The 26,272-nt window shown below is 36.2% G+C and carries 24 protein-coding genes; 14 read left to right on the top strand and 10 right to left on the bottom strand.

Annotation, left to right across the window (positions count from 1 at the left end; translation table 11 throughout):
• The first annotated feature begins 303 nt into the window (after window positions 1-303).
• The 3 genes from AO58_RS0107875 to mtaB all read left to right on the top strand — a co-directional run bounded on the left by AO58_RS0107875 (window position 304) and on the right by mtaB (window position 2,837).
• Window positions 304-522: a putative signal transducing protein gene (locus AO58_RS0107875; protein ID WP_024981189.1), complete on the top strand. Its 219-nt coding sequence runs from the start codon at window positions 304-306 to the stop codon at window positions 520-522.
• A gap of 16 nt (window positions 523-538) precedes the next feature.
• Window positions 539-1,330 carry a Cof-type HAD-IIB family hydrolase gene (locus AO58_RS0107870; protein ID WP_024981188.1) on the top strand — a complete coding sequence of 264 codons (792 nt, stop codon included), beginning with the start codon at window positions 539-541 and terminating at the stop codon, window positions 1,328-1,330.
• A gap of 187 nt (window positions 1,331-1,517) precedes the next feature.
• Window positions 1,518-2,837 (top strand): tRNA (N(6)-L-threonylcarbamoyladenosine(37)-C(2))-methylthiotransferase MtaB, encoded by a 1,320-nt coding sequence (gene mtaB, locus AO58_RS17055; RefSeq protein WP_035717458.1) that lies wholly within the window; start codon window positions 1,518-1,520, stop codon window positions 2,835-2,837.
• A 73-nt stretch (window positions 2,838-2,910) separates the two neighbouring features.
• Here the strand turns inward: mtaB and AO58_RS0107860 are convergent, their stop codons facing one another.
• The 7 genes from AO58_RS0107860 to AO58_RS0107830 all read right to left on the bottom strand — a co-directional run bounded on the left by AO58_RS0107860 (window position 2,911) and on the right by AO58_RS0107830 (window position 10,056).
• Window positions 2,911-3,420: a hypothetical protein gene (locus AO58_RS0107860; RefSeq protein WP_024981187.1), complete on the bottom strand. Its 510-nt coding sequence runs from the start codon at window positions 3,418-3,420 to the stop codon at window positions 2,911-2,913.
• 11 nt (window positions 3,421-3,431) lie between these two features.
• On the bottom strand, window positions 3,432-4,148 hold the full coding sequence (locus tag AO58_RS0107855; RefSeq protein ID WP_024981186.1) for a 3-ketoacyl-ACP reductase: 717 nt from the start codon (window positions 4,146-4,148) through the stop codon (window positions 3,432-3,434).
• A 233-nt stretch (window positions 4,149-4,381) separates the two neighbouring features.
• Window positions 4,382-5,002 carry a GDP-mannose pyrophosphatase NudK gene (gene nudK, locus AO58_RS0107850; RefSeq protein ID WP_024981185.1) on the bottom strand — a complete coding sequence of 207 codons (621 nt, stop codon included), beginning with the start codon at window positions 5,000-5,002 and terminating at the stop codon, window positions 4,382-4,384.
• Between the two features lie 63 nt (window positions 5,003-5,065).
• Window positions 5,066-6,337 (bottom strand): adenylosuccinate synthase, encoded by a 1,272-nt coding sequence (locus AO58_RS0107845; RefSeq protein ID WP_024981184.1) that lies wholly within the window; start codon window positions 6,335-6,337, stop codon window positions 5,066-5,068.
• Window positions 6,338-6,414: 77 nt separating this feature from the next.
• Complete coding sequence (locus AO58_RS0107840) at window positions 6,415-6,873, bottom strand: Fur family transcriptional regulator (protein ID WP_024981183.1); 459 nt, start codon at window positions 6,871-6,873, stop codon at window positions 6,415-6,417.
• Window positions 6,874-6,956: 83 nt separating this feature from the next.
• Window positions 6,957-9,179 carry a RelA/SpoT family protein gene (locus AO58_RS0107835; protein ID WP_024981182.1) on the bottom strand — a complete coding sequence of 741 codons (2,223 nt, stop codon included), beginning with the start codon at window positions 9,177-9,179 and terminating at the stop codon, window positions 6,957-6,959.
• A 91-nt stretch (window positions 9,180-9,270) separates the two neighbouring features.
• Window positions 9,271-10,056: a TrmH family RNA methyltransferase gene (locus AO58_RS0107830; protein WP_024981181.1), complete on the bottom strand. Its 786-nt coding sequence runs from the start codon at window positions 10,054-10,056 to the stop codon at window positions 9,271-9,273.
• Window positions 10,057-10,221: 165 nt separating this feature from the next.
• Here AO58_RS0107830 and AO58_RS0107825 point away from each other — a divergent pair, with 165 nt between their 5' ends.
• Genes AO58_RS0107825 through AO58_RS0107805 form a run of 4 tightly spaced genes read left to right on the top strand, consistent with a single transcriptional unit; the run spans window position 10,222 to window position 14,217 of the window.
• Entirely contained in the window at window positions 10,222-10,839 is a 618-nt protein-coding gene (locus tag AO58_RS0107825) for a trimeric intracellular cation channel family protein (RefSeq protein ID WP_024981180.1), read from the top strand.
• A 13-nt stretch (window positions 10,840-10,852) separates the two neighbouring features.
• Window positions 10,853-11,806: a hypothetical protein gene (locus tag AO58_RS0107820; RefSeq protein ID WP_035717455.1), complete on the top strand. Its 954-nt coding sequence runs from the start codon at window positions 10,853-10,855 to the stop codon at window positions 11,804-11,806.
• Complete coding sequence (locus tag AO58_RS0107815) at window positions 11,803-12,912, top strand: DegT/DnrJ/EryC1/StrS family aminotransferase (protein ID WP_024981178.1); 1,110 nt, start codon at window positions 11,803-11,805, stop codon at window positions 12,910-12,912. The genes AO58_RS0107820 and AO58_RS0107815 overlap by 4 nt, the downstream gene beginning before the upstream one ends.
• Window positions 12,913-12,945: 33 nt before the next feature.
• A complete protein-coding gene (locus AO58_RS0107805; protein ID WP_074917690.1) occupies window positions 12,946-14,217 on the top strand; it encodes an O-antigen translocase in 1,272 nt (423 codons plus the stop codon).
• On the opposite strand, the gene AO58_RS0107800 is transcribed toward AO58_RS0107805, so the two are convergent.
• Window positions 14,214-15,353 carry a glycosyltransferase family protein gene (locus AO58_RS0107800; RefSeq protein ID WP_024981176.1) on the bottom strand — a complete coding sequence of 380 codons (1,140 nt, stop codon included), beginning with the start codon at window positions 15,351-15,353 and terminating at the stop codon, window positions 14,214-14,216. The two genes, AO58_RS0107805 and AO58_RS0107800, sit on opposite strands and share 4 nt — an antisense overlap.
• Before the next feature lie 92 nt (window positions 15,354-15,445).
• Between AO58_RS0107800 and AO58_RS17050 the strand changes: the two genes are divergently transcribed.
• Genes AO58_RS17050 through AO58_RS0107785 form a run of 3 tightly spaced genes read left to right on the top strand, consistent with a single transcriptional unit; the run spans window position 15,446 to window position 17,726 of the window.
• Window positions 15,446-16,222 (top strand): glycosyltransferase family 2 protein, encoded by a 777-nt coding sequence (locus AO58_RS17050; RefSeq protein WP_162150399.1) that lies wholly within the window; start codon window positions 15,446-15,448, stop codon window positions 16,220-16,222.
• On the top strand, window positions 16,219-16,626 hold the full coding sequence (locus AO58_RS0107790) for a sugar 3,4-ketoisomerase (RefSeq protein WP_024981174.1): 408 nt from the start codon (window positions 16,219-16,221) through the stop codon (window positions 16,624-16,626). Before AO58_RS17050 ends, AO58_RS0107790 begins: the two co-directional genes overlap by 4 nt.
• Complete coding sequence (locus tag AO58_RS0107785; RefSeq protein WP_024981173.1) at window positions 16,623-17,726, top strand: glycosyltransferase family 4 protein; 1,104 nt, start codon at window positions 16,623-16,625, stop codon at window positions 17,724-17,726. Before AO58_RS0107790 ends, AO58_RS0107785 begins: the two co-directional genes overlap by 4 nt.
• Here the strand turns inward: AO58_RS0107785 and AO58_RS0107780 are convergent.
• Together AO58_RS0107780 and AO58_RS0107775 are read right to left on the bottom strand one after the other, a co-directional pair.
• Window positions 17,713-18,609, bottom strand: a complete 897-nt coding sequence (locus tag AO58_RS0107780; protein ID WP_024981172.1) for a glycosyltransferase family 2 protein — start codon at window positions 18,607-18,609, stop codon at window positions 17,713-17,715. The two genes, AO58_RS0107785 and AO58_RS0107780, sit on opposite strands and share 14 nt — an antisense overlap.
• Window positions 18,609-19,292, bottom strand: a complete 684-nt coding sequence (locus AO58_RS0107775) for a cell division ATP-binding protein FtsE (RefSeq protein WP_024981171.1) — start codon at window positions 19,290-19,292, stop codon at window positions 18,609-18,611. Before AO58_RS0107775 ends, AO58_RS0107780 begins: the two co-directional genes overlap by 1 nt.
• Before the next feature lie 349 nt (window positions 19,293-19,641).
• Here AO58_RS0107775 and AO58_RS0107770 point away from each other — a divergent pair, with 349 nt between their 5' ends.
• The 4 genes from AO58_RS0107770 (at window position 19,642) to AO58_RS0107755 (ending at window position 25,964) form a co-directional block, all read left to right on the top strand.
• Window positions 19,642-22,656, top strand: coding sequence for a tetratricopeptide repeat protein (locus tag AO58_RS0107770; protein ID WP_024981170.1), 3,015 nt, complete (start codon window positions 19,642-19,644; stop codon window positions 22,654-22,656).
• Window positions 22,657-22,722: 66 nt separating this feature from the next.
• Complete coding sequence (locus tag AO58_RS0107765) at window positions 22,723-23,586, top strand: PhzF family phenazine biosynthesis protein (RefSeq protein ID WP_024981169.1); 864 nt, start codon at window positions 22,723-22,725, stop codon at window positions 23,584-23,586.
• 123 nt (window positions 23,587-23,709) lie between these two features.
• Window positions 23,710-25,458: a TonB-dependent receptor gene (locus AO58_RS0107760; RefSeq protein WP_024981168.1), complete on the top strand. Its 1,749-nt coding sequence runs from the start codon at window positions 23,710-23,712 to the stop codon at window positions 25,456-25,458.
• Window positions 25,459-25,514: 56 nt separating this feature from the next.
• Window positions 25,515-25,964 (top strand): hypothetical protein, encoded by a 450-nt coding sequence (locus AO58_RS0107755; RefSeq protein WP_024981167.1) that lies wholly within the window; start codon window positions 25,515-25,517, stop codon window positions 25,962-25,964.
• The last annotated feature ends 308 nt before the right edge of the window (window positions 25,965-26,272 follow it).

Below are 26,272 nucleotides of genomic sequence, written 5' to 3'. Positions count from 1 at the left end.
ATTAAGTTAAGGAATAATCAATAATTTGATTACTGATTTTTGAGTAACAATTTTTGATAGCTGATGTATAAGATGCTGAAAATTATATAATTTTCACTCACTTGCTCCAAAATCTAAAATCAAGAATCGTTACTCTACAATCTAAAATCTCTTAACTTAATGACATTGGAATAGAACCTTTGCGCTTAAATTTGAACTCAACAACAACCCCTCAACAACAAACTACTAACAACAAACTACTAACAACAAACCATAAACCACAAACAGTTAACCACCAACCCTCAACAACAAACATAAAACAGTATGGGATTAATGAAAGTGTTTTCAGGCAGTGAAATATTAGCACTAGCCTTACAAGAAAAATTAGAAACAGCGGGAATCGAAACCGTAAAAAAAGACAATATTCAATCGGCTCGTTTGGGTGGATTTGGTGGTTCGGATTTGGCCATTGAAATTTTTATTCAAGAAACAGATTTTGCGAAGGCGAATCCAGTTATCGAGGATTTTAGAATGAGTATTTAAATTGTTTCCATAAGTTATGAAATACAAAATGTTAGTTTTAGATATGGATGACACGTTGTTGACAGACGATCATACCATTTCTAAAGAGAATCGAGCCATGATTGCTATGGCACAAGAAAAGGGTGTTGAAGTGGTTTTGGCATCAGGAAGGCCAACACCAGCGATGACACATTTTGCGAATGATTTGCAGAATAATTATATGATTTCCTTTAATGGTGCCGTAGTTACCGATTTAAAAGACGATACGGTAATTTTTGAACAATCGCTGACCAAGGAGCAAATTCACGAACTACATGATTATAGTCTGAAGGCGAAAACGCATATCATTACGTATATTAATAATACGATTGTAAGCGAAACCCACTCTGAATTTATTGAGGTTGAACGAAGCATAACGGGTATGCCGCATGAACTGGTCCCTGATTTTAAAGCGGCTGTGACTTCTAATGCAGTAAAATGTATTTTACTTGAAGACCCTTCTTATTTGAAAATGGTAGAAAGCGATTTGAAACAAGCAATGCCAGATTTAAGTGTGTCAATGTCGAAACCTTTCTTTTTGGAAGTTGCACCTAATGGCATCGATAAAGCAGCAAGTATTCAATTTTTAGCCAAAAGATTAGGTATTGAACAAAGCGAAATTATTGCAGTAGGCAATGCAGGAAACGATTTGACCATGATTCAATATGCGGGATTAGGCGTTTGGGTAGACAATGTAACTCCCGAACTGAGAGGTTTTGGAGATGTTATTGTAGCTTCAAATAATGATCATGGCGTGGCTGAGGTTATCGAACGCTTTATTTTAGGTTAGGATAAAGGCTTCTCTTTTATTAAGATTTAAAAAAACCGCTTATTTTCATTGCAATAAATGAAAATAAGCGGTTTTTTTAGGCTTTAGTGTTTAAATTATCTAACTGCTTCATTTTTAATTCTTAGAATTTATATGTAAATTTGCACCCTCAATTTTTTGACAACGATTTCATTAATTGAGCTATCTTATGGAAAATAAAAAACGTGTGGCCTTCTATACGCTGGGTTGTAAATTGAACTTTTCAGAAACGTCAACCATAGCGAGAAATCTTCAAGAAGAAGGCTTTGAAAGAGTGGATTTTGAAGAAGTAGCCGATATGTATGTGATAAATACTTGCTCGGTTACAGAAAATGCAGACAAACAATTCAAGCAAGTCGTGCGCAAAGCGATGAAGCTGAACGACAAAGCTTTCGTGGCCGCCGTTGGTTGTTATGCACAATTAAAGCCTGAAGAACTCGCCGATGTGGATGGCGTAGATTTGGTTCTGGGTGCCACAGAAAAATTCAAACTAAACGATTACATCAACGATTTGTCCAAAAACGATTTTGGTCAAGTGCATTCGTGCGAAATTGCCGAAGCCGATTTTTATGTAGGCAGTTATTCAATTGGTGATAGAACGCGTGCTTTTCTTAAAGTGCAAGACGGTTGCGATTACAAATGTACCTATTGTACCATTCCGCTTGCGAGAGGAATTTCTAGAAGTGATGCTTTAGAAAATGTATTAAAAAATGCTTCCGAAATTTCACAACAAGGGATTAAAGAAATAGTGCTGACAGGTGTAAATATTGGCGATTACGGAAAAGGAGAGTTTGGGAACAAAAAACACGAACACACCTTCCTTGATTTGGTAAAAGCACTTGACGAAGTGGAGGGAATTGAACGTCTTCGTATTTCGTCTATCGAACCCAATTTGTTGAAAAACGAAACGATTGATTTTGTTTCCAAAAGCCGAACCTTTGTTCCTCATTTTCATATTCCTTTGCAATCCGGGAGTAACGATATTTTAAAGTTAATGAAACGTCGTTACCTTCGTGAAGTATATACCGATAGAGTAGCCAATATTCGTCAAGTAATGCCACACGCTTGTATTGGTGTGGACGTTATCGTTGGATTTCCGGGAGAAACCGATGAGCACTTCCTAGAAACCTATCATTTTTTGAATGATTTAGATATTTCTTATTTACACGTTTTTACCTATTCTGAGCGAGACAATACTGAAGCTATTGCTATGGATGGTGTAGTTCCCAATAACGTTCGGGCGAAGCGAAGTAAAATGTTGCGAGGGCTATCGGTAAAAAAACGTCGTGCGTTTTATGAAAGTCAATTGGGTACTAGCCGAACTGTTTTATTCGAAAGTGAGAATAAAGAGGGATACATTCACGGTTTTACCGAAAACTATGTAAAAGTAAAAACACCTTGGGATCCTGCATTGGTGAATACGTTACACGAAATTCAATTGACTCGAATTGACGAAGACGGAAGTGTTCGAATGGAGTTTATTAACTAACTGTTCGTACTATAATTTATTTCAATTAAAATAGAAAAGCCCTTGTTTCAAAGGGCTTTTCTGCTTTATGGTTTTAATTTTCTTCATCAGGAATCACTAACTGGATAGAATTAATATAGTCGGTGTCAAATTCTATAGTTCTTATCTTTTCAGGTTTAAAACTCAATTCACCACCAAATTCTCCTTGGGTGTCCAAGAAATCAAGGATCAGTTCGTCTTTGCTAAGGGCAATGAGTTTTCCTAAATATGCGGAGCGTGTTGATTTTTTGGCAATCTGAAAAACACCATAATTTTCATCCAAAAAAGCGACAATCGAGGCTAAATCTTGAATTGGAATGATTTTGTCAGTCGTAGTTTTCTCCCCTTTTAATCGGATTACTTTTTCGGTAAATTCATGTTCTTCATCTCGGTGTATGGTTTTTACTTTTTTGTGTTTAAGAAGTATAAACCCATCCAGAATAAAATCAACAGGATTTTTACGTAATAAAATCCATTCTTCGGAATAATCGATTAAAAAGCCAGTAAAAATTTCTTTTAAATCTTCAAATTCAATTGAAATTAATTGTCCTATATGTTTTTTCATCGCTAATAATTTTAAGGATTAGTGGACCAGATACTGCTGTTTTTGATAAAAACACGACGGTTTAATTGAAGTTGTGCCACCAACAATTCGGCAATGTCTTCAGCTTGCATTACTTTATCTGGATTACCGTCAGTAAGGTTCAGTTCTTTGGCCATGTCTGTCGCCACAGTACTTGGTGTCAAAGCGCTCACTCTAATATTGTGCTTGCGCATTTCTTGCATCAATGAATCGGTCAAGCCTAAAAGCCCAAATTTTGAGGCACTGTATGCACTGGTCAACGCATTACCGTTTAACCCTGCTGTAGATGAAATGTTGATAATATCACCCGTTTGTCTTTCGATCATGTTGGGCAAAATAGCACGGGTCACGTAATACACGCCCATCAAATTCACTTGAATAATACGCTCCCATTCTGAGGGTTCTAATTCTAAAAATTTGCCAAAAGCAGCAATTCCAGCATTATTAATCAAAATATCGATAGTTTTAAACGTGCTTAACGCTTTTTCAACAGCCAAATTAACCGAATGCATATCCGCGACATCAGCCGTCAATGCAAGGGATTTAACGCCAAATGCGCTGATTTCTTTCGCAACTTCATCTATCTCTGTTTGTGTTCTGGCCATCAATACTACATTAACACCTTCTTTGGCCAAGGCTATCGCTATCGCTTTACCTATTCCTTTTCCAGCCCCAGTAATGAGGGCATTTTTATTTTTTAAATCCGTCATGATATAATTTAATTTTAGCTAAAACAAAAGATCAGTCTATCAAAAATAAGCTATTTTCGGTCTAAAATAATGGTTTTCGACATTCTTAATTTTAGTTTAACATAGCCTTTTTATCATGAGTTATAGTTGTTGTATATGTGTTTGAACGAGTAACACTTTGTTTTTTATTTAATTACTGCTAATAATTAACTTTTGGATAGAAATTCAAATAAAATAAAAATAAGGGCTCACGATTATTCTGGACTACAGTCATTGGCTAATCTCGTTGCGTTGGGAATTAAGCAATTGATTTTGGCGTATTGCAAGAGCATAATTGTTTTGGCATCTTTAATTTCGCCAGTTTCAATCATCAGATACGCTTGATCAAATGGAATTTCAATCACCTCAATTTCTTCATGTTCCTGATCCAATCCGCCGCCCTCGCTTACTTTCATGGAAGCATCATATTCTCCCACAAAAAAATATAGTATTTCTGTAACGGCTCCCGGAGACATATAGGATTCGAATATTTTTTTTACGCTAGAAAGGCGATAACCAGTTTCTTCCTCAATTTCGCGAATAATGCAAGCTTCTGGATTTTCATCATCTAAAACTCCTGCGCAAGCCTCAATAAGTAAGCCTGATGCATTACCATTCAGGTAAGTAGGCAATCGAAATTGGCGGGTTAAAATAACCGTTGCTTTGTGTGTATTGTATAATAAAATAACAGCCCCATTACCTCGATCATACACCTCTCGTTTTTGAGTATCCCAAGTCTTGTCTTTCTTTTGATAGGCAACGGTTACTTTGTTCAAAACATACCAGTTATCTGATAGCAGTTCAGTTTTCTTGATTTGGTATTTAGGATTGTTCATTTCTTTTAGATGTTTTTGTGTTGACAAAAAAAACGCTCTGAAATCTCAGAGCGTTAGGTGTTTTTATTTTAAAATAGTTTGCTTTCTGTCTGGTCCAACAGAAACTATTTTTATAGGCACTTCAACCTCTTTTTCTATAAATTCAATGTATTCTTTCAATTCTTTTGGTAATTCCTCATAAGTAGTCATTCCAGTCAAATCTTGTGCCCATCCTTTGAATTCTTGGTAAATAGGCGTTACATTTTCTGGTTCGATGTTGTATGGGAAATGAGCAATTTCTTGACCTTTATATTGGTAAGCGGTACATACTTTTAAGGTTTCAAAGCCAGAAAGCACATCGCCTTTCATCATCATCAATTGGGTTACTCCGTTTACTTGAACGGCATATTTCAAGGCTACTAAATCCAACCAACCACAACGTCTTTGTCTTCCGGTTACCGATCCAAATTCATTTCCAATTTTGGCCATTGTTGCACCTACTTCGTCAAATAATTCTGTTGGAAAAGGGCCACTTCCTACACGTGTTACATACGCTTTGAAAATTCCGTATACTTCTTTGATTTTGTTTGGTGCAATACCTAAACCAGTACAAGCTCCAGCAGCTGTAGTATTAGATGAAGTTACAAATGGATAGGTTCCAAAATCAACATCTAATAAAGAACCTTGAGCACCTTCGCACAAAATAGATTTTCCTGCTTTTTGAGCTTGGTGTAAATATTCTTCACTATCAATAAAATCTAGTTTTTTTAATTCAGTAATAGCTTCAAAAAATTCAGCTTCCATTTCGGCTAAATTATATTGAATGGCTACATCGTAGAATTTGATCATTTCTTCGTGTTTGTCAGCCAAAGCTCTGTAACGATCTGCAAAATCTTCTAATTCGATGTCACCAACACGTAGTCCGTTTCTACCTGTTTTGTCCATGTATGTTGGGCCAATTCCTTTTAAAGTAGAACCAATTTTTGCTTTTCCTTTGGCCGCTTCAGAAGCAGCATCAAGCAAACGATGGGTAGGTAGTATCAAATGCGCTTTTCTAGAAATGATTAGCTTGCTTTTGATGTCTAAATCAAATTTTTGTAAACCTTCGATTTCTTTTTGAAATACTACAGGATCAATTACTACACCATTACCAATAATGTTAATAGAGTTTTTATGAAAAATACCAGAAGGAATTGTTCTTAAAACATGTTTGATACCATCAAATTCCAAGGTGTGTCCTGCATTTGGTCCTCCTTGAAAACGGGCAATGATATCATAATTAGAGGTAAGTACGTCTACAATTTTCCCTTTTCCTTCATCTCCCCATTGTAATCCTAATAATAAATCTACGGTCATTATCTGTATTGTTTGTTGTTAAATAAATAGAATTGGACAACGGTTGAGTTGTCCAGTCTTCTTTAGTCTATAAAAAATTATTCTGTTTTCTTTTTGTTACCGTATAAATACAGTGAGTGATTGGTAATTTCGATATCAAAAATCTCTTCGATTGTTTTTTTGATCGTTTGAATTCTTGGATCACAAAACTCTATGACTTCACCAGTATCGGTCATGATGATGTGATCGTGTTGTTTGTCGAAATATGATTTTTCGTAATGCGCCTGATTTTGTCCAAATTGATGTTTTCGAACTAATGCACAATCTAACAATAACTCTATGGTGTTGTATAAGGTAGCCCTGCTCACACGATAGTTTTTGTTTTTCATCTTGATATACAAATTTTCGATATCAAAATGTTCTTCACTATCGTAAATTTCTTGTAGGATAGCATAGCGTTCAGGTGTTTTTCTATGTCCTTTATTTTCGAGATACATTGTAAAAACATTTTTTACAATTTCTTGATTTTTATTGTTTTCTGTAGAGATGAGTGTCATATCTGGCAAAGATAAATTATTTTGTTTAAAGATTAAAGGCCCTAGTTTTAAAGTTGTGCATTAATTATTTCTTAAAAGCACTTTTAGGTATTATAGACTCGGGTTACAGTCTCAATTCCATCAATTTTTTTGATGTTATTGATTAGTTTTTTCAGAATGGTATTATTTTGTACAATTACGGCAATCTGACCCTCAAATAATCCTGCATTAGTACTCAATGAAATGCTCTGAATGTTAACATGCATGTTGTTTGAAATTACTTTAGTGAGTTGGTTGGTGAGCCCCATAACATCCATTCCGGTAATGTTCAGTAAGGCTTTGAATTCTTCTTGAGAAGAGTCAATCCATTTAGCGATCATGATTCTATAGGCATAGTTGGATTGCATTCCAAGGGCGTTGGGACAATCTTTTTTGTGTACTTTTATTCCTTCGTTGATAGTGACAAAACCAAAAACATCATCACCTGGAATTGGGGTGCAACAAGGAGCAAATTTATAATCCAATTTGTCGTGTTCTGTTCCAAAAACCAATAAATCGTAATTGTTGTTGATTTCTGGTTTGTTGATATCAGCATCGGCCGTGTTTTTTTGATTTCTCTTTATTTTATTTTTAAAGAAATTGATAATGGTGTTGCTTTTTTTGGCCGCAAAGTCTTTTAATTGTTGATTTTCAATAGCACCAATTCCTACTCTATAATAAAGATCCAAGCTGGTTTTGAGTTTGAAAAAATTCACCAACTCATTGGTTACTGATTCACTCAAATTAATTTTCAAATGTTTCAGTTTTCGAGTAAGAATCTCTTTTCCTTCCTCGCCAATTTTTTTGGTGTTTTCGTTTAAGACATTTTTTATTTTAGTTTTGGCTCTTGAGGTGGTTACATAATCGAGCCAGTTGGCGGTTGGTTTTTGGTATTGAGAGGTAATCACATCGACTTGATCCCCACTTTTGAGTTCATGGTTTAAAGGGACTAGTTTTCCGTTTACACGAGTTCCTCTGGTTTTAATTCCTATTTCTGAATGGATGCTAAAAGCAAAATCTAATGAGGTAGCACCTTTGGGCAGTGATTTGATATCGCCTTTCGGGGTAAACACAAAGATTTCTTTTGAATATAAATTCATTTTGAAATCTTCCACAAAATCAACAGCGTTGGTTTCTGAGTTTTCTAATGCTTCACGTAATAGATTCAGCCATACATCTAAGCCACTTTCTTCGGTAGCGCCATTTTTGTATTTGTAGTGTGCGGCATATCCTTTTTCGGCAATTTCGTCCATGCGTTCACTTCGGACTTGTACCTCGACCCATCGTCCTTTTGGTCCCATAACGGTAATATGTAGTGCTTCATAACCAGTAGATTTAGGCGAAGAAATCCAATCTCGCAATCGGCTAGGGCTTGGTCTGTAAAAGTCTGTAACTATGGAATAGATTTTCCAAGCTAAAAATTTCTCTTCGTGAGGTTCTGCATTGTATACTATGCGCAAAGCAAATTTGTCATACACTTCGTCGAAACGCACATTTTGAGCTTTCATTTTCCGACGGATGGAGTATATTGATTTGGGTCTTCCTTTTATGATGTATTGGATACCTTCTTTGTCCAAAGAAGTTTTTAGTACATCTGAAATGTCTTTGATATACGCATCTTGTTCTTCTTTGGTTTCTTTTATTTTACTAACAATTTCATTGTATACATCTGGTTCGGTGTATTTTAGCCCTAAATCTTCTAATTTGGTTTTGATGTTGTATAATCCCAATCGGTGTGCAAGTGGGGCATAAATATATAAGGTTTCCGAAGCGATTTTAGTCTGCTTATCCTCTCTCATCGAATCCATGGTTTGCATATTGTGCAAACGATCGGCCAATTTTATCAAAATTACACGCACATCATCGTTCAAGGTCAGAATCATTTTTCTAAAATTTTCGGCTTGAATAGAGGCGTTTAAGTCTTTTTGAACCAACGATATTTTGGTTAGTCCTTCAACGAGTTGCGCCACTTTAGGATTAAAAAGGCGTTCAATTTCGCGAACCGTCATGGGGGTATCCTCAACCACATCATGTAACAAAGCGGCGGCTATAGAGGTAGCACCTAAACCAATTTCCGAAGCGACAATTTTGGCCACGGCTATAGGATGAAAAATATAAGCCTCACCTGATTTTCTTCTTTGGTCTTTGTGGGCATCCACGGCAACGTCAAAGGCTAAACGAATCAGTTTTTTATCTGTTGTCGTTAAGGTTTGGTAGCTAATACGCAACAATTCTTTGTATTCTTGTGCGATGGCTTTGTTTTCTTTTTCTATTTCTAATTCGGTCATAACGGCAGGGTTCTTTTTCTAAAAATAAGTAATTATTATGGGACTTGCAACTGCGAGTTAGTCTTTCTGTTTCGAGTAATTTTGGAGAGCATTAAAAACCTCTTTGTCTTTTGGCTTCGAAAATCAAAATAGCTGCCGCCACCGAAACGTTCATCGAATCGATTTCGCCTTGCATGGGGATAATGATGTTTTGCGTTGCTGCATCACGCCATTCTTGCGTGAGTCCTGTAGCTTCTGTTCCTACCACCAAAGCTGTTGGAGTAGTATAATTTTGTAAATGATACCCGTTAGAATTTTGTAACGTTGCACAATAAAAATGAATGTTTCTCTCTTTCAAAAAAGTAATAATTTCGGCCGTGCTGCCTGTTGCGATTTGATTGGTAAACAAACAGCCTACGCTCGAACGAACAATATTCGGATTATACAAATCACTTTTTGGATTGGCAATGATAACAGCATCCAAATTAGCTGCATCTGCCGTTCGTAACAAAGCACCAATGTTGCCTGGTTTTTCTGGAGCCTCTGCCACCAGAATCAAAGGATTTTCGGAGAGCTTTAAATCTGATAACAATGTCGATTTGGTTTTGGCAACAGCCAAGACACCTTCTGTAGAATCTCTGTAAGCTAGTTTTTCATAAACGGACGAAGTAATTTCTATGAGTTCAGCATTTGAAACTAATTGTTTGGTTTGGTTTTCTGAACAAATTTCAGGAACAAATAATAAGGTTTCAATTTCGTAGCCGCCTTTTATGGCAATGCTAATTTCTCTTTGCCCTTCAATCAAAAAAGTTCCGGTTTGTTTCCTAGCTTTTGCTTTTTCTTGAAGTAGGACTAATGATTTTATATACGGATTTTGTATGGAAGTAATTTGTTTCAACTTTTTTTAATTACAAATATACATATTGTGTGGGTTTTGTATAAAATTATACAGGAAGAAAATCATCCAAATCAATTCCATTTCTATTCTGTGTCGTTTTACGAGTATATTTCTTTACTTTTGAAACGATTTTTACATCTTATTTAGCGACTTAAAAGTTATAGTATGACATTTTTTGATGCATTAGACCTTATTGGGACTTTGGCATTTGCCATCTCAGGGGCACTTACAGCACTTCACAAACGCATGGATCCGTTTGGGGTATTAATTATCGCTTTTGTGACAGCCGTAGGAGGCGGAACGCTCCGAGATGTGTTAATTGGTAGAACACCCGTAGGTTGGATGCAAGATTTGAATTACCTGTATATTATCACCTTAGGCTTTGTTTTGGTAGTCGTTTTTAGAGGGAAACTACTTAGGTTTAAACTCTCGATGCTGTTATCTGACACTGTTGGTTTGGGAGTATTTACGTTAATCGGAATTCAAAAAGGCCTTGATTTTGGTGTGCATCCCTATATTTGTGTAGCATTGGGCACCATGACGGCTTGTTTTGGAGGCGTTATTAGAGATGTTTTGTGTGTTGAAATTCCTGTTATTTTTAGAAAAGAAATATATGCCACGATTTGTATTTTAGGAGGAGCGGTCTTTTTTGTACTCAAAGAATGGCAACTTCCCGATACGTTGGTTTACCTAATCACTTCTTTAGTTATTATTGTTGTTCGATTGCTTGTGGTTAAGTTTAATTGGTCATTACCCACCTTGGATTTAAAACCAAATCAATAACTTTTAAGTTTTTATGGTGAAAAATTATACGATAAAGCACTATGAAAAAAGTGATTACGAGCTTTGGAACACCTTTGTAAGTAGCGCATACAATGCAACCTTTTTGTTTCATAGAGATTTTATGGAGTACCATCAAGATCGATTCGATGATTTTTCATTGTTAGTATTTGATAAAACGAAGTTGATAGCTATTTTGCCTGCCAATAGAGTAGACAACAAGGTATATTCACATCAAGGATTGACTTACGGCGGATTGGTGTATGCTTCCAAATTAAAAATAGAAAAGATAGAAACGATTCTGGATTTGTTGTTTGATTTTTTCAAAAGCAAGCGAATAGAACATTTTTATTTACATCCAATTCCTTCGTTTTATTTAGGACATGGCAATGCAGCAATTGACTTTTTTTTGATGAAAAAAGGAGCGCAATTGTACCGAAAAGAAATGAATATGGTGGCTCATTTGTCTCAAGAGATTCCAATTTCTAAAAGTAAATTAAAGCATTTTAGACGAACAGAAGTATTAGGATTGAGAGTAGTAGAAGAAACTAATTTTCAGCCTTTTTGGGAAAAAATTCTAGAGCCAAGATTAGCAGAAAAATACGATGTAAAACCAGTTCATAGCTTAGCAGAAATTCAATTGCTTCACGAGAGATTTCCTCAAAATATCAAACAATTTTCAGTTTATTTGGAGGATAAGATTGTAGCAGGAATCACCATTTTTGAATTTGAAAACGGAGTAAAATCGCAGTACGGTGCCACTTCCAAAAAAGGTGAAAAATACCGCGCCTTGGATTTTTTATTCATTTCTTTACTAGATATTTTTCAAAAAAAGGGCAAACTTTTTTTTGATATGGGAATTGTAAATGACTCTGGCGAAAAAGGATTTCATAGCGGCTTATTACAGCAAAAAGAAGAATTGGGTTGCACGGTATGGAGTCAGGATTTTTATAAAAACTCCTTAAAATGATACGATTTCTAGACTTAAAAAAAATAAACGAACGGTATGAAACGGCATTTCAAGACACATTGAAATCGGTTTTAGAGCGTGGTTGGTATATTTTAGGCAAAGAAGTCGAAACCTTCGAGAATAATTTTGCAACCTATTGTAAAACCCAATATTGTGTGGGAGTGGGCAATGGTTTGGATGCTTTGATTTTGATTTTTAAAGGCTATATCCAATTAGGTAAATTGCAAAAAGGGGATGAAGTTATTGTGCCAGCCAATACCTATATTGCTACTATTTTGGCGGTCCTAGCTGCTGATTTGGTTCCTGTTTTGGTAGAACCAAGAATAGAAACCTACAACATTAATCCTGATTTGATTCCAGAAAAAATAACGCCAAAGACCAAAGCTATTTTGGCAGTTCATTTGTATGGTCAATTGGCAGAAATGGAGCGAATTAATGCTATCGCCACTGAACATAGTTTGATTGTTGTGGAAGATGCAGCGCAAGCTCACGGGATTGAAAGAAATTCCAATTTTGAAATTCCAAATTCCAAAAACGAACTATGGGCTGTTGCCTACAGTTTTTATCCGAGTAAAAATTTAGGAGCTTTGGGCGATGGAGGAGCAGTAGTTACCAATGATGCTCAATTGGCAAAAGTGATACAATCCCTTCGTAATTATGGTTCCGAAACAAAATATCTGAACGAATTTATTGGTGTAAATTCAAGATTGGATGAAATTCAAGCCGCTTTTTTGAACCTGAAATTATCTAATTTAGATGCAGATAATGATAAGCGAAGAAGTATTGCCAAACGTTATTTGACCGAAATCAAAAACGATAAAATCATCTTGCCATTTTGGGATTTTTCTAAAAATCACGTTTTCCATTTGTTTGTGATTCGAATTTCAAGAAGGGCTGAATTACAAGTCTATTTACAACAACACGGCATCGAAACAGCAATTCATTATCCCATTCCGCCGCACAAGCAAAAGGCTTTGGCGCAAATGAATGCACTCTCGTTTCCCTTCACCGAGAAGATACACGAGGAGGTTTTGAGTATTCCGCTACATCCAGCTCTAGAGGATGAAGAAGTTAGGGCTATTATCAAAGCCTTAAATCAATATTAGTTGCTGATTTTGAGCCATTTTAAGAATAAGTATTTGAAGTTTTTTAAAGAAAATAATCTATTCAAGGTGCTGAGTGTGAATTCACTTTCGGTAGGAACTACTTTTGTATTGGGATTTATCTCGAACAAGATGGTTGCGGTTTTTTTAGGGCCTTCTGGAATGGCCATATTAGGTAATTTTAGAAATCTGGGTGCGATGCTAAAATCCGTTGCAACGCTTGGTATTAGTACTTCTTTGGTAAAATTAGTAGCTGAGAACAAAGAAAATAAAAAAGCACTTTCGGAATTGTATGCTACTTTTCTATCCGTTTTCTTTATTATTTCTTCTTTATTAGCCATTGGGGTTTTCTGTTTTGCGGAGGCTATCGGACAGCTTTTGTTTCATTCCAACCAATGGACTACTCCAATCCGAATAGTAGGTTTGTCTTTGCCGTTGGTATTGCTTAATACGTTTTGGTTAGCCATTTATAATGGATTGGAACAGTTCAAAACTATTGTTTTAGTGCAATTGGTTTCTTCTGTTTTGGTTTTTTTGGTTACCATAAGCTTGATTTATTTTCATACCATTAGTGGTGCGGTATGGGCGATTGCAGTAAGTGAACTACTTATGGTGTTTGCTACTTTAGTTTTTGTCATAAAAGACAAACGCCTTTTTCAATTTCATTTTCGGTTTTTAATTAAAAAAGAATATGTGACGGCCATTCAAAAGTTTTCTGCGATGGCTTTGCTTACGGCCATTATTGCTCCGTTAACACTGCTTTTGATACGGAATGCAATTACTGTAAATTATTCTTTAGTCGAAGCTGGTTTTTGGGAAGCTACTACCAAATTATCTAGTTTTTATATGCTTTTTTTTACTTCGGGATTGTCATTGTATTATATGCCAAAATTAGCGTCATTGTCAACCGAGGACGCTTTTAAGCAAGAAGTAAAGGTGTACTTTTCGTCTTTTGTTCCTTTGTTTTTAGTAATGTTATTGGTTTTGTTTTTTGCCAAAGAATGGATTTTGAAGTGGGTATTTACCCCTGAATTTTTGAAATTACAATCGGTATTGATTTGGCAATTTTTAGGTGATTTTTTTAAAATACTAACTTTAGCTTTTGGCTACCAAATTTTGGTCAAAGCACGACTCAAAGTTTATTTTTTTCTTGAAATAACTTTTAATCTAAGCTATTTACTATTATCACTGTATTGGATAAAAACTCGGGGATATGAGGGAGCGATTCAAGCGTATTGCTACGCTAGTGCCTTAGGTTTTGTATTGATTTTGTTAGTGTTTAGAAAACTATTTTTACCGAAGAGTTAAAGTTTCCAAGCCGCAAGATATTGTTCTGCGATTTTTTTATAATGATGTTCTTTTTCTATGAATGCTCTTGCTCGTTCTCCAATTTCCTTTAGTTTGCTTGGGTTTTCGATTAAGTGGGATAATTGGTTCACAAGGTAATCTTTATCTGGTATCGTGTGAATTGCTACATTTTCATTTAAACCATAATAATTCGTAAACGCCTCGTTAGCACCCGTAAAAACTACTTTTCCTTTTGCCATAGCTTCCAAAGCGTTATACCCTTGGTCCATAGCATAAATTTGGTCCAGCACGATATGTGCTTTATTGTACAGGCTGATGTAAGCTTCATAGGGTTGGTTTTCGCAAATAGAGATACGAACTTTACTACCGAATTTTTTCTCAATTTCGGCCAATGCTTTTTCAAAATAAGGTATTCCTTTTTTAATATAACTCCCTCGATTAATACCTAAGAAAATCACAACGGGTTCAAGATGGCTTATGGCTTCAAAAGGAATCTTTTCACAATTTACCGGATTAGGAATCAAGGGTGCATTGAATCCCATACGTTCCATCGGAATTTTATAATCCATATCAGAAGTCGTCATCGTTTGACAATTTTGTGCTAACCATTCGAAGGTTTTTCTGTAAGCTGGTTTGGTGTATTTTAAAGGGTAATAAAAATGATTTTTGAGTGTAGCATCTTCAAAAAAAGGCGTCAAAATAGAATAAGGCAATTCTTTTTTTAGCAAATAATCAATGACGGGCGTTTCGTCACCGCAAACCACCAAACTTCTACTTTTTATATTTTGAAATAACTTGCGATATAGAAATCTCGAAACCCAAGGAAAAGTGGCTAATGCATCTGAGTTAATGAGTTGCACATGGTCAAATTTATTAAGCTTTGGAAGTAAAAAGTAAAAACGAATCGCATGTTCTATCTGCTCCATTTCAATTCGAGTTACACTGTAAATAAGGTTTCTTGTTTTCTTAAAAAACCAATTACTATTGGTAATTTGGGCTCGAAACGAATAATCAGAAGGGAAGTTTTTGAAAGCATCACCCGAGGCTACAAGTACGACTTCATGACCCAATGCCACCAAGCCTTCTTTTAAAGAATTGTGCAACCTGCTGTATTCGCCAATCAAAAGTATTTTCATTTACAAACCCTATTTTTCTATATTTGTGTAAATGTAAGAACAAATTGAATATTCGCTATACAAAAGAGGCTGTTGAAATTATAATTGCAACGATGAATAGGAATTCGTTGGATTTTTTGATTCCGATGTTTCCTTTTGCTCATTTTGCTGATTTTTCAATTTTAATCGTCAATCAAACCGATGAAAATGCTATTTTAACCTCCAGTTTTCCTACTGTCAAAGTCATTAATTCCTTTGAAATAGGGTTGTCTAAAAGTAGGAATTTGGGATTGAAAAATTCCCAAGGAGAAATTTTAATTTTGGCAGATGACGATGAAGTATTTCAACCTGATTTTATAGAAACAATTGTCGCTGCTTATGAACTGTTTCCCGATGCAGCAGTGATTAGTTTTCAGATTGAAAACGAAAATAGGAAGTTGTTTAAAAAATATCCAAAGAAGAGTCAAAAGTTTTTAAAACCATTGACTTTGTTTTCTGTAATGTCAATTGAAATAACGATAAATAAAGCCATTTTGGACGCCTCAGGAATTGAATTTGATACTCATTTTGGATTAGGAGCGACCTTTGAGATGGGTGAAGAAGCGATTTTTTTAATGGATTTGTACGGTCAACAACAGCAAATTTCTTTTGTTCCCAAAGTAATTGCTGCCCATGAGACACAAACGACTACAGATAAAGTATCGTTTTTGCAACGGTATTACATTCAAGGCGCTTTTTTGAAACGTATAGGAATGAGCAATTGGATTTTTCGCGTTTTACAAAAAGTGTTTTATGATGTAAAACAGAAAAAGATAAGGCTAAAAGAAACACCCAAAGCCATTCAATTTGCGTTTAATGGGCGCAAAAAATACTTAGAAATTACCCAATGAAAACTACTCTTAAAGACCTAAAAACGATTGCAATTCCAGTGGTAGAAGACACTCGAGGGAATTTAGGATTTATTCAAAAGGATATCTTAACCTTCGATTTCAAACGAGTTTATTACCTTTTTGATGTGCCAAGTTCGGCATTTAGAGGAGGACATTCGCATATTGTTCAGCAAGAAGTTTTGATTGCTTTAAGCGGCAGTTTTGAAGTGGTGTTAGATGATGGCTTGGATAAAAAAACAATTTTACTCAATAAACCTTCGGTTGGATTACTAATTCCGACAGGGATTTGGAGAGAATTACAAAATTTTTCTTCGGGTGCTGTTTGTTTGGTTTTGGCATCGGATGTTTTTGAAGAATCGGATTATATTCGAGACTATCCACAATTTTTGGCATCCAAACAATGAAATTGCTTTATCTGATTCCCTCTGTCAATAATGCGGGAGGTGTGGCCAAAATACTTTCTCTAAAAACGCATTATTTTATTGAAAAATGGGGTTATGAAATCCACGTAGTTACCCAAAATGAAGGCCATAAAAATCCCTTTTTTGATTTTCATCCTACTATTGTTTGGCATGATATTGAGCGAAAAGGGCAATCGATGAAGGCTGTTTTTCAATATAAAAAGCAACTTAAGGAATTAGCACTTTCTTTACAACCCGATAGTATTATTGTTGCAGACAATGGATTGAAAGCCTATTTGGTTCCATTTTTATTAAACAAAAAAATACCCATTGTATTCGAATGTCACGGGTCGAAATACCAAAAAGAAGCGCCGTTTTCTATTTCCTTTTTGAACAAAATGAAATACAATTACACCCTTTGGTTTAAAGAATGGGCAGCCAAGCAATTTGATGCCTTCGTTGTTTTGAATGCTGAAAGCGCCAAAGAGTGGCCTGCTTCAAATTGTACCATTATTACCAATCCCTTAGTAATTAGAACTTCAGAAAAGAAGCAAATCAGTTCTAAACGCGTAGTGGCAATTGCCAGAAATGCCTATGAAAAAGGATTGGACCGTTTGCTGGTGATATGGCAGCAAGTGGCTAAACTTCAACCCGAATGGGAACTTTGTATTTATGGCGTTTTGAATCCTGAAACCCAATTGCTTCCGTTGGCTCAGGCATTAGGTGTTGAAAGTAGCGTTACGTTTTATCCACCTGTTGTGGCCGTTGAGACGGTTTATTTAGATAGTGCTGTGTTTGTGATGACTTCACGTTATGAAGGATTGGGTTTGGTGCTGCTTGAGGCTATGGCTTCTGGTTTGCCTTGTGTGGCTTACGATTGTCCAGTAGGTCCAAGGTCAATTATCACTGATGGTGTAAATGGCTTTTTGGTTGAGGATGGTAATGTTGATGCATTTGTGGAACGATTGGTTTTGCTTTTTCAGGATGAAAAAATGAGAAAAACGATGGGTGAAAATGCTCAAAAAAGTATAGCTAACTATGAGCTAAATACTATTATGCACCAATGGAAAGCCTTGTTCGATAGTTTGATTATACAGCGTTAGTTTGCAAGTGACATAAATAACCCAATTTGTACCAATCGAAAAGGAGTAATGATGGTTTTTTTGAACACAAATTTTGGCTGACTTTCTTTTTCGTTTTTTGAAACAACCAACTGAGTAGTCCCACTAATTTTAATTTTTCTGCTAATAAAAATACGCGAGCAATCTTGCTTTCTTTGGTATCGATGATTTGATGGCGGACTAAAAACAACAAGTTTTTTTGCGCCATTTCTGTTTTGGCTAAAAAAGCTGTTGAAGTTTCTAAATTGAGATGAAAAGTAGGGTTGTCAAGATGGAATACAGTAATGTTCTGTGAAGCTAAATTGGTGAGAAAACAAAAATCTTCATATCCGTATTCTTTTAGAGATTCTGGAAACGGAAATTGTGTAGCGATTTCTTTTTTGATTAATAAATTAGAAGTTAAAGCGCTGCTGTTGGGTTTTTTATTCCTGATGTTGCAAGGAAGTGCTTCTCTTTTTTGACCATACACCCAGCGTAACAATTGTGAGTTGTGTGGCTTTTTGGGATGATATATAATACCTCCAAAAACCAAAGATGACATCGGTTTTTGTATAAACGAAAGATAGTTTTTGATAAAAAAAGAATCTCTAGGAAAGGTGTCGCAATCCAAAAGAAGTAACCAGTCAAATTGAGCTTTTTGAATCAGTAGGTTTCGATTGTTTCCTCTACCTAAATTGACTTTGTTTTTAGAAAAAGTGCAATAGGGTAGCTTTTCAATAGCAAGATTTTCTTCTATATGTGATGTAGAAAAATCGTCTTGGCAAAGGATTTCGAATTGAATTCCGGCGGCAATACATTGTTTGTGTACTTCCAAAACTAATGGAAATACCGCATAATTGTATACCGGAATAAGAACAGAAAGCATTATACCGTGCGCTGAACCACTTCAAAAATTTTAGAATCTTCGCACTTCAATGTTTTGGAGGGGTATTTTAGCAACAAGGCATAATCGTGAGTGGCCATGATGATGGTTTTTCCGTTGGCATTGATTTTTTTAAGCAATTCAAGTACTTCGGCACTGGTTTGAGGATCCAAATTTCCGGTAGGTTCGTCGGCTAAGATGAATTCAGGATCGTTAAGCAAGGCTCTGGCAATGGCTACTCGTTGTTGTTCTCCGCCCGAAAGTTGGTGTGGCATTTTGTTGCCAAAATCTTGCATGCCTACTTTGGTAAGCACTTCTTCGATTTTGTCATTCATGGCAACTGCCTCTGTCCAACCTGTTGCTTTGAGTACAAAAAGCATATTATCGTTTACAGAACGATCGGGTAAGAGTTTGAAATCCTGAAATACGATTCCGATTTTGCGTCTCAAAAAGGGGATCTCGTCTTCTTTTAGGGTTTCTAGACTGAAATCTACAATATGTCCGTTCCCTTCTGTTAAGGGTAAGTCGCCGTAAAGGGTTTTTAATAAACTACTTTTTCCAGATCCCGTTTTTCCAATAATGTAGATAAACTCACCATGATTTACCTCTAAATTTACTTCGGATAAAATGGTTCTTCCTTCTTGATATATGGTTACGTTGTGTAAAGCTAATACGGTTTGTGACATGATTGAAGTGATTTATTGCGTAAAAGTAAGAAGTTAGTGTTTGGATTCAAAATAAATTCAACGCATTCGAATAAAAAACGATACTGTCCTTAAAAATTGTTTGTAAAAAATCACTATTGTTTCTTTATAGCAATGATCGCAGCGGCATCCTTTTTTGTATAACAGACAGTTTTTTAACTGCCTGTTATACAAAAAAGATATAGCGAAGAGCAGGACGATGTGGCTAAATAAGCCTATTGTTGCCGCTTCAAGAAAATAAGTAAAGGGTTTTGAATGATAATAAAATGTTATAAAGCATCGTTAGTAAGGTGATAATATGATATATTTGAATGATTAAAAAATAAGCAAAATGCGTATATTTTACAGGCTTTTTTTCTTGCCTTTTCTACTTACTTTTTCTATTGTTTCTGCTCAAAAATCAACCCTTTATACTCATGATTTAAAGGATTTTAATACGGCACTTTTGTTGTATAACGATCAGCAATATGCTGCTGCAAAAGTGATTTTTGAACAAGTTGCCAAAAAAACAAATCAGGAAGAAATTTTGGCCGATTGCGCCTATTATGTGGCCAATTGTGCGATTCGTACGCAACAGCCGAATGCGGATCAGTTGGTAGAACATTTCGTGACGAGGTATCCAACGAACATCAAACGCAATCAGGCGTATCTTGAAGTGGCTCATTTTTATTTTGAAAAGAATAATTTTCCGAAAGCTTTGTTTTGGTTTGATAAAGTGGAAAGTAACGAGCTTAGCAAAAAAGAATTGGATAAATTCAATTTTCAAAAAGGCTACAGTTATTACAATGCCAGAAAGAAAAAAGAGGCTATAAAATATTTGAATACTGTTGTGAATACGCCAGAATACGGTGCTCAAGCCAAGTATTACTTGGGCTTTATGGCGTATGAAGGCGATGATTACAAAGCGGCAACAAAGTATTTTGATGAGGTTTCAGGTGAAGAAAAATACAAAGAGAAGTTATCGTATTTTCAGGCGGATATGAATTTTAAGTTGGGTAATTTCCAAAAAGCGATTGATTTGGGTTTGAAAGCGATGGCTCAATCGAATGAAATGGAGTTGTCTGAACTAAATAAAATTATAGGAGAAAGTTATTTTAACCTCAAAAACTACGAAAAAGCGATTCCGTATTTATCTGAATATAAAGGAAAAAAAGGCAAGTGGAACAATACCGATTTTTATCAATTGGGCTATGCGTATTATCAGCAAAAACAATATGAAAACGCCATTGCTCAGTTTAATAAAATCATTGACGGAAAAGATTTTGTGGCCCAAAATGCCTATTATCATTTAGGCGAATCGTATTTGGATTTGGGACAAAAAACACAAGCTTTGCATGCGTTTAAGAATGCCTCTGAGATGGATTTCAATGCAGAGCTTCAAGAAGACGCTAGGTTGAATTATGCCAAATTGAGTTATGAAATTGGAAATTCATACGAAAGTGTGCCTTCTATTTTGTTAGCTTTTTTAGAAAAATATCCACGAAATGCGAATGCGAGTGAAGTAGAGAAATTGTTGATTGATTCTTATATCTCTTCTAAAAATTACAAAGAAGCCCTCGTTTTATTGGAAAGAAATAAAACGGCAGAGAATAAAATCGTGTATCAAAAAGTGTTGTTTTACAGCGGAATCGAAGCGGTTACGGCTGGTGATTATGCCACAGCAAACAAGCTTTTTACCCGAGCCATAAACGAATCAAAAGATCCTGCAATCAACGCTCGCGCCACGTTTTGGAAAGCTGAATCGGATTTTGTCTTAGAAGATTATGCTACGGCTTTGGCAGGTTTTAAACAATTTGCCAGTTTATCTAGTGCCACTGCGACACCCGAATTCAAAAACAGTAATTATAATTTAGGCTATGCGAGTTTTAAATTGAAAGAATATGAGCAAGCAGCCACTTATTTTCAAAAGCAAATAGAAGAGAACAAAGAAGATAAAGTGCGTTTGGCAGACGCTTATTTGCGTTTGGCGGATTGTAGATTTGTGGGTTCAAAATATTGGCCCGCGATTGATAATTATCTGAAAGCGATCGAATTGAATAGCGTAGATTCAGATTATGGCTATTTTCAAAAAGCGCTTTGTTATGGTTTTTTGGCAAAAAATGATAAGAAAATTGCTGAATTGACGGCGTTTTTAGCCCGTTTTACAACTTCGGTGTATCGTGATGATGTTTTGTTTGAACTAGGAAATACGTATGTTGCCGATAAGAAAGAGGAATTGGCACTTAAAACCTACAATCAATTGATTGCCGAATTCCCGGAAGGATCATTTACTTCCAAAGCGTTGTTGCGTCAAGGATTGGTGTATTACAATGATGATAAAAATGATTTGGCCTTGGCCAAGTTCAAAAAGATTGCGGCCGATTTTCCTAAAACTCCAGAGGCTTTAGAGGCGGTGTCTTCCGCGCGTTTGATTTATGTAGATAGCGGCAAAGTCAATGAATATGCGGCTTGGGTGCGAACGCTATCTTTTGTTTCGGTTACCGATGTCGAATTGGAAAACGACAGTTATGAAGCGGCCGAAAAACAATGGCAACAAGGCAATACCAAACAAGCTCTTGCGGGTTGGAATGCGTATCTGACGTCTTTTCCCAACGGGATTCATGCTTTAAAAGCCAATTTTCAAGTAGCGCAAGCGTATTACAATGAAGGCGCCACTGGAAAATCAATACCGCATTATGATTTTGTGGTGGCTCAATCTCGTTCTGAATTTACTGAACAAGCCCTAGTGCGTTTGGCTCAAATTCATTTAAAAGATAAAAGAAGCGAGCTTGCTACAATAGTCTTATTGCGTTTAGAAACCGAATCGGATGTGGCACAAAACAAAATTTTTGCGATGGCCAATTTGATGAAAATGTATTACGAAACGAAGAACTACAGTAAGGCGGTGGTCTATGCCGAAAAAGTTTTAGCCGAGCCCAAAACTGAAGAAATGGTCAAAAGCGATGCTCAAATTATAGTAGCTCGAAGCGCGATTGAAGTTGGAGACGAAGCCAAAGCGAAACTGGGTTATGCTAAATTGTTGCCCATTGCCAAAGGCGAAGTAGCGGCCGAAGCTATTTACTACGATGCGTATTTCAAAAATAAAGAGGGCAAATTTGAAGCTTCGAACGAAGCGGTTCAAAAACTAGCTAAAAATTACTCCAGTTATCGCTATTTGGGCGCCAAAGGGTTGGTGGTGATGGCTAGCAATTTTTATGGTTTGAAAGACAGTTTTCAAGCGACTTATATTTTAGAAAGCGTCATCAATAATTTCACGGATTATAAAGATGTGGTCGCTACGGCACAAGCAGCATTAGACAAAATTAAAACAGAAGAAGCCAAAACGAATGCTTCGATTACCAAATAGTTTCGATGCAAAATGTAAAAAAGATGGTTTTACATTTTACTTCTAACAAAATACCTTTTACAATTTATGACTTTACCATTTTATATCGTTGATGTTTTTACGAACAAAAAATATGCAGGGAATCAGCTGGCTGTTTTTTTAGATGCAGCAGGCTTGAGTGCAGAACAAATGCAAAAGATTGCTCGCGAAATAAATTTTGCTGAAAGTACTTTTATTACCAAGCTGGATGCTCAAAATAACAGTGCCGAGGTTAAAATTTTTACACCAGCGCATGAAATGCAATTTGCGGGGCATCCTATTATTGGAACTTCTTGGGTTTTGATGCATAAAGTGTTGGAGAATGCGCCTGAAAAGATCAAATTAACGGTTCCGATTGGTCCCATTACGATTCAAAAAACGGAAGTATTGCTTTGGTTGAAAGCCGCGCAACCCAAATTTTGGGATGTTTTTTCGAAAGAGGTATTCCCTTCGTTTAGTAATTTGAAAAAAGAAGATTTTGAAAATCAATTTCCTATTCAAGAAGTCACCACCGGAAGCGCTTTTGTATTGGTAGGATTAAGTAGTAAAAGAGCATTAGACAACTTGGTTCTTGATAAAGACAAAACTGATGATTGGCTCAAAAAGAATTGTAAAACCGCCCACAGAGCCTTGTATTTTTATTATTTAGAAGGGACAAAATTATTTAGCCGATTGTTGTGCATCGAAAACAATCAATTGATAGAAGATGCCGCCACAGGAAGTGCCAGTACTTGTTTGCAAGCCTTTTTGTTGAAATATCATTTACCAGCTTTTGAAATCATTAATTATCAAGGAGAGGCTATAGGTCGTCCGTCTCAGATTCATTTCAAAGGGAAATTGACGGATGAGGAATTTGATATTCAAATAGGCGGAACAACTCAGTTTATTGCCAAAGGCGAGTGGGAAGTTTAATGCCATTGCATCAAAAATTAATTTATTTAGGAAACACAATAAAAATTACGGAGAAAGTGTAGCGTTAGAAATGAAATTTTTCTTTTGCTTTTTTCATTTCTCTGAATAAAAATAAAGTAAAAAATGAAATACCAAAATCGAATCCTCCTTTTCCTGTTGTTGTTTGCGGTGCAGTTTTCCTGGGCCCAAAAAAAGAACGAAACGATTAGCGCAGAAGAAGTAAATGTGGTCAAATCTTTTTCGCCTACCGTTTTGGATGCTTTCAAAATCAAAGAAACGCCGCTTTTGGACGATAAGGGTAACGCCAAGAAAGAAACCGTGAAGTATACGGTTTTGCCTTTTCCAGTTGCCTCAACTTTTACCCCTAGCAAAGGAGTAGCCGCCGACGTCGAAAAAAGCAAAGCCATTAAGTTATTCGAAAATTATGCTGCTTTCGGAATCGGGAATTATGGAACGCTCAAAGGGGACCTTTTTGTGAATAAAAAATTAAATGCTTCGGATTATGCGGGAGGACGTTTTCAACATCATTCTTCTCAAGGTGGAATCAAGGAGGTGCTTCTCGATGACCATTTTTATGACACCAAATTAGATTTGTTTTATGGTAGTAATCAGTCTGATATTTCTTGGAAAGCAGAAGCTGGTTTTCAGAGCCAAACCTATAATTGGTATGGATTGCCTGAGGGATTTGGAAGTACTTTAACAGATGCACAACGCAACGATTTGATTAAAGGCATCAGCCCTGAGCAAAAATACAATACGATTACACTTGGAGGTACAGTAGACTTTGAGGATAGTATGTTTGGGGAAACTTCGGTAAAGTTTCATCATTTTTCTGATGCATTTGGTTCGTCTGAAAATCGATTTTGGGGCAAGCCTACTTTTGATATTGAATTGATGAATGCGGCCATTCATACGGATGTGGTGTTGGATTATGTTGGAGGAACTTTCGAGAACAACTACTTTAAAACAAATACCGAAGCGGTAAAATATGGTTTTGTTAATTTTGGAATTGCGCCTAGTTTTGACATGAAAGAAGACGATTGGTCTTTAGAAATTGGGGCGAGTTTGTTTTATAGCTTCAATACGCAAGCCAGTAAAAGCAAATTATATTTTTATCCAAACTTCAAAGCATCCTACAAAGTGGTGGGCGATTTGATGATCTTTTATTTAGGGGCTGATGGAAGTTTAAAACAGAATACTTATATGGATTTTGTGAATGAAAATCCATTTCTTTCACCAACTTTATTAATTCAGCCTACAGATTCTAAGTACAATCTTTTTGCTGGATTAAAAGGTAAATTGGCAAATTCAGTTAGTTATACTGTTAGTGCGTCTTACTTGAACGAAGGCAACAAAGCTTTGTTCAAAGCGAATAATTATAAAGAAAACAGTGCGAATGAGCCTTACGCTTTCGGAAATTCATTAGGCATAGTCTATGATGATGTTAAAACGATCAGCCTTTATGGCGAATTAAAAGCTGATTTTTCTAAAAATGTCACTTTCGGAATCAACGCCACCCTAAATACCTATACGACGGATACGCAGGCCGAAGCTTGGAATTTGCCCACGATGAAAATCAATTCAACCTTAGAGGTTGTTATTACCGATAAATGGTTTGCGGGCGCCAAAGTCTTTTTCGTAGGCGAGCGAAAAGAGAATCAATTCAACACGGATTTGGTTACCAATTCTAATAGTATTATTTTACCTTCTTATTTTGATGCTAATTTGCATGTAGGCTACAAATACAACGAACGCATTACCGCATTTTTAAGAGCTAACAATATTGCCAACCAAGCCTATCAAAAATGGCTCAATCTTCCCGTTCAAGGTTTTCAAATTGTAGCGGGAGCGAGTTATAAATTTGATTTTTAAATTTTTTCATAAAAACTCTGACAGGGTTCATAACCCTGTCAGTTGAAGTTTTTCTTATGACATTCAAACAAAAAATACACGCCTACTACCTACAATTAGTACAAGACCGAATCGATGCCTTTCGCGATATGATTACTGCATTGACCGAAGACTCAAAGAATGACGCAAAAGGATCAGCAGGTGACAAGCACGAAACGGCACTTTCTATGATGCATCTTGAGCAAGAAAAATTCAACCACAAACTCCAAGAAGTTTTGGGGCAAAAAGCGGTGTTAGATAAAATTGATACTACCATCGTAGCCGAAACCATCGTTGTAGGCAGTTTGGTTGTAGCCAATGGCATTTACTTGTACCTCAGTTTGGCCTTGCCCAAAATCACAATCGAAGGCACCAACATCATCGCGCTTTCGCCACAATCGCCTTTGGGCAGTAAATTAATGGGCAGCAAAGTAGGTTTCGAATTCGAAATCAACACCACCAAATACACCATTCAAGAAATACATTAAAAACAGTAGTTGGAGTAGGAGCAGGAGGCAAAAGGCTTTCTTAGCAACATCGTCCCGTGATCCGCTATATCTTTACTGCCGAACCCCGGCAGCAAAGGATGCCGCTCCTCCCGGGGCTAGTAGGGATTATTTTGGATTTTCGGGAAATATATATTCTATCAATCTGCAAGCCCTATCTTGGGCAAAACCTTCTATCGATAGTTATGGTAAAATGGCGTGAGACTTTTATCGCGTTTACGGATGGCAAAACAATTAAAATGGCGAAGATTCGGAGATGTTCGCAGCCTGTTCGACAATTTTTTTACTCT

It is taken from the genome of Flavobacterium succinicans LMG 10402 (genome assembly GCF_000611675.1).
Taxonomy (GTDB): Bacteria; Bacteroidota; Bacteroidia; order Flavobacteriales; family Flavobacteriaceae; genus Flavobacterium; species Flavobacterium succinicans.
Note: the sequence above shows the minus strand (reverse complement) of the source record. Positions and strands in the feature narration are given on the sequence as shown.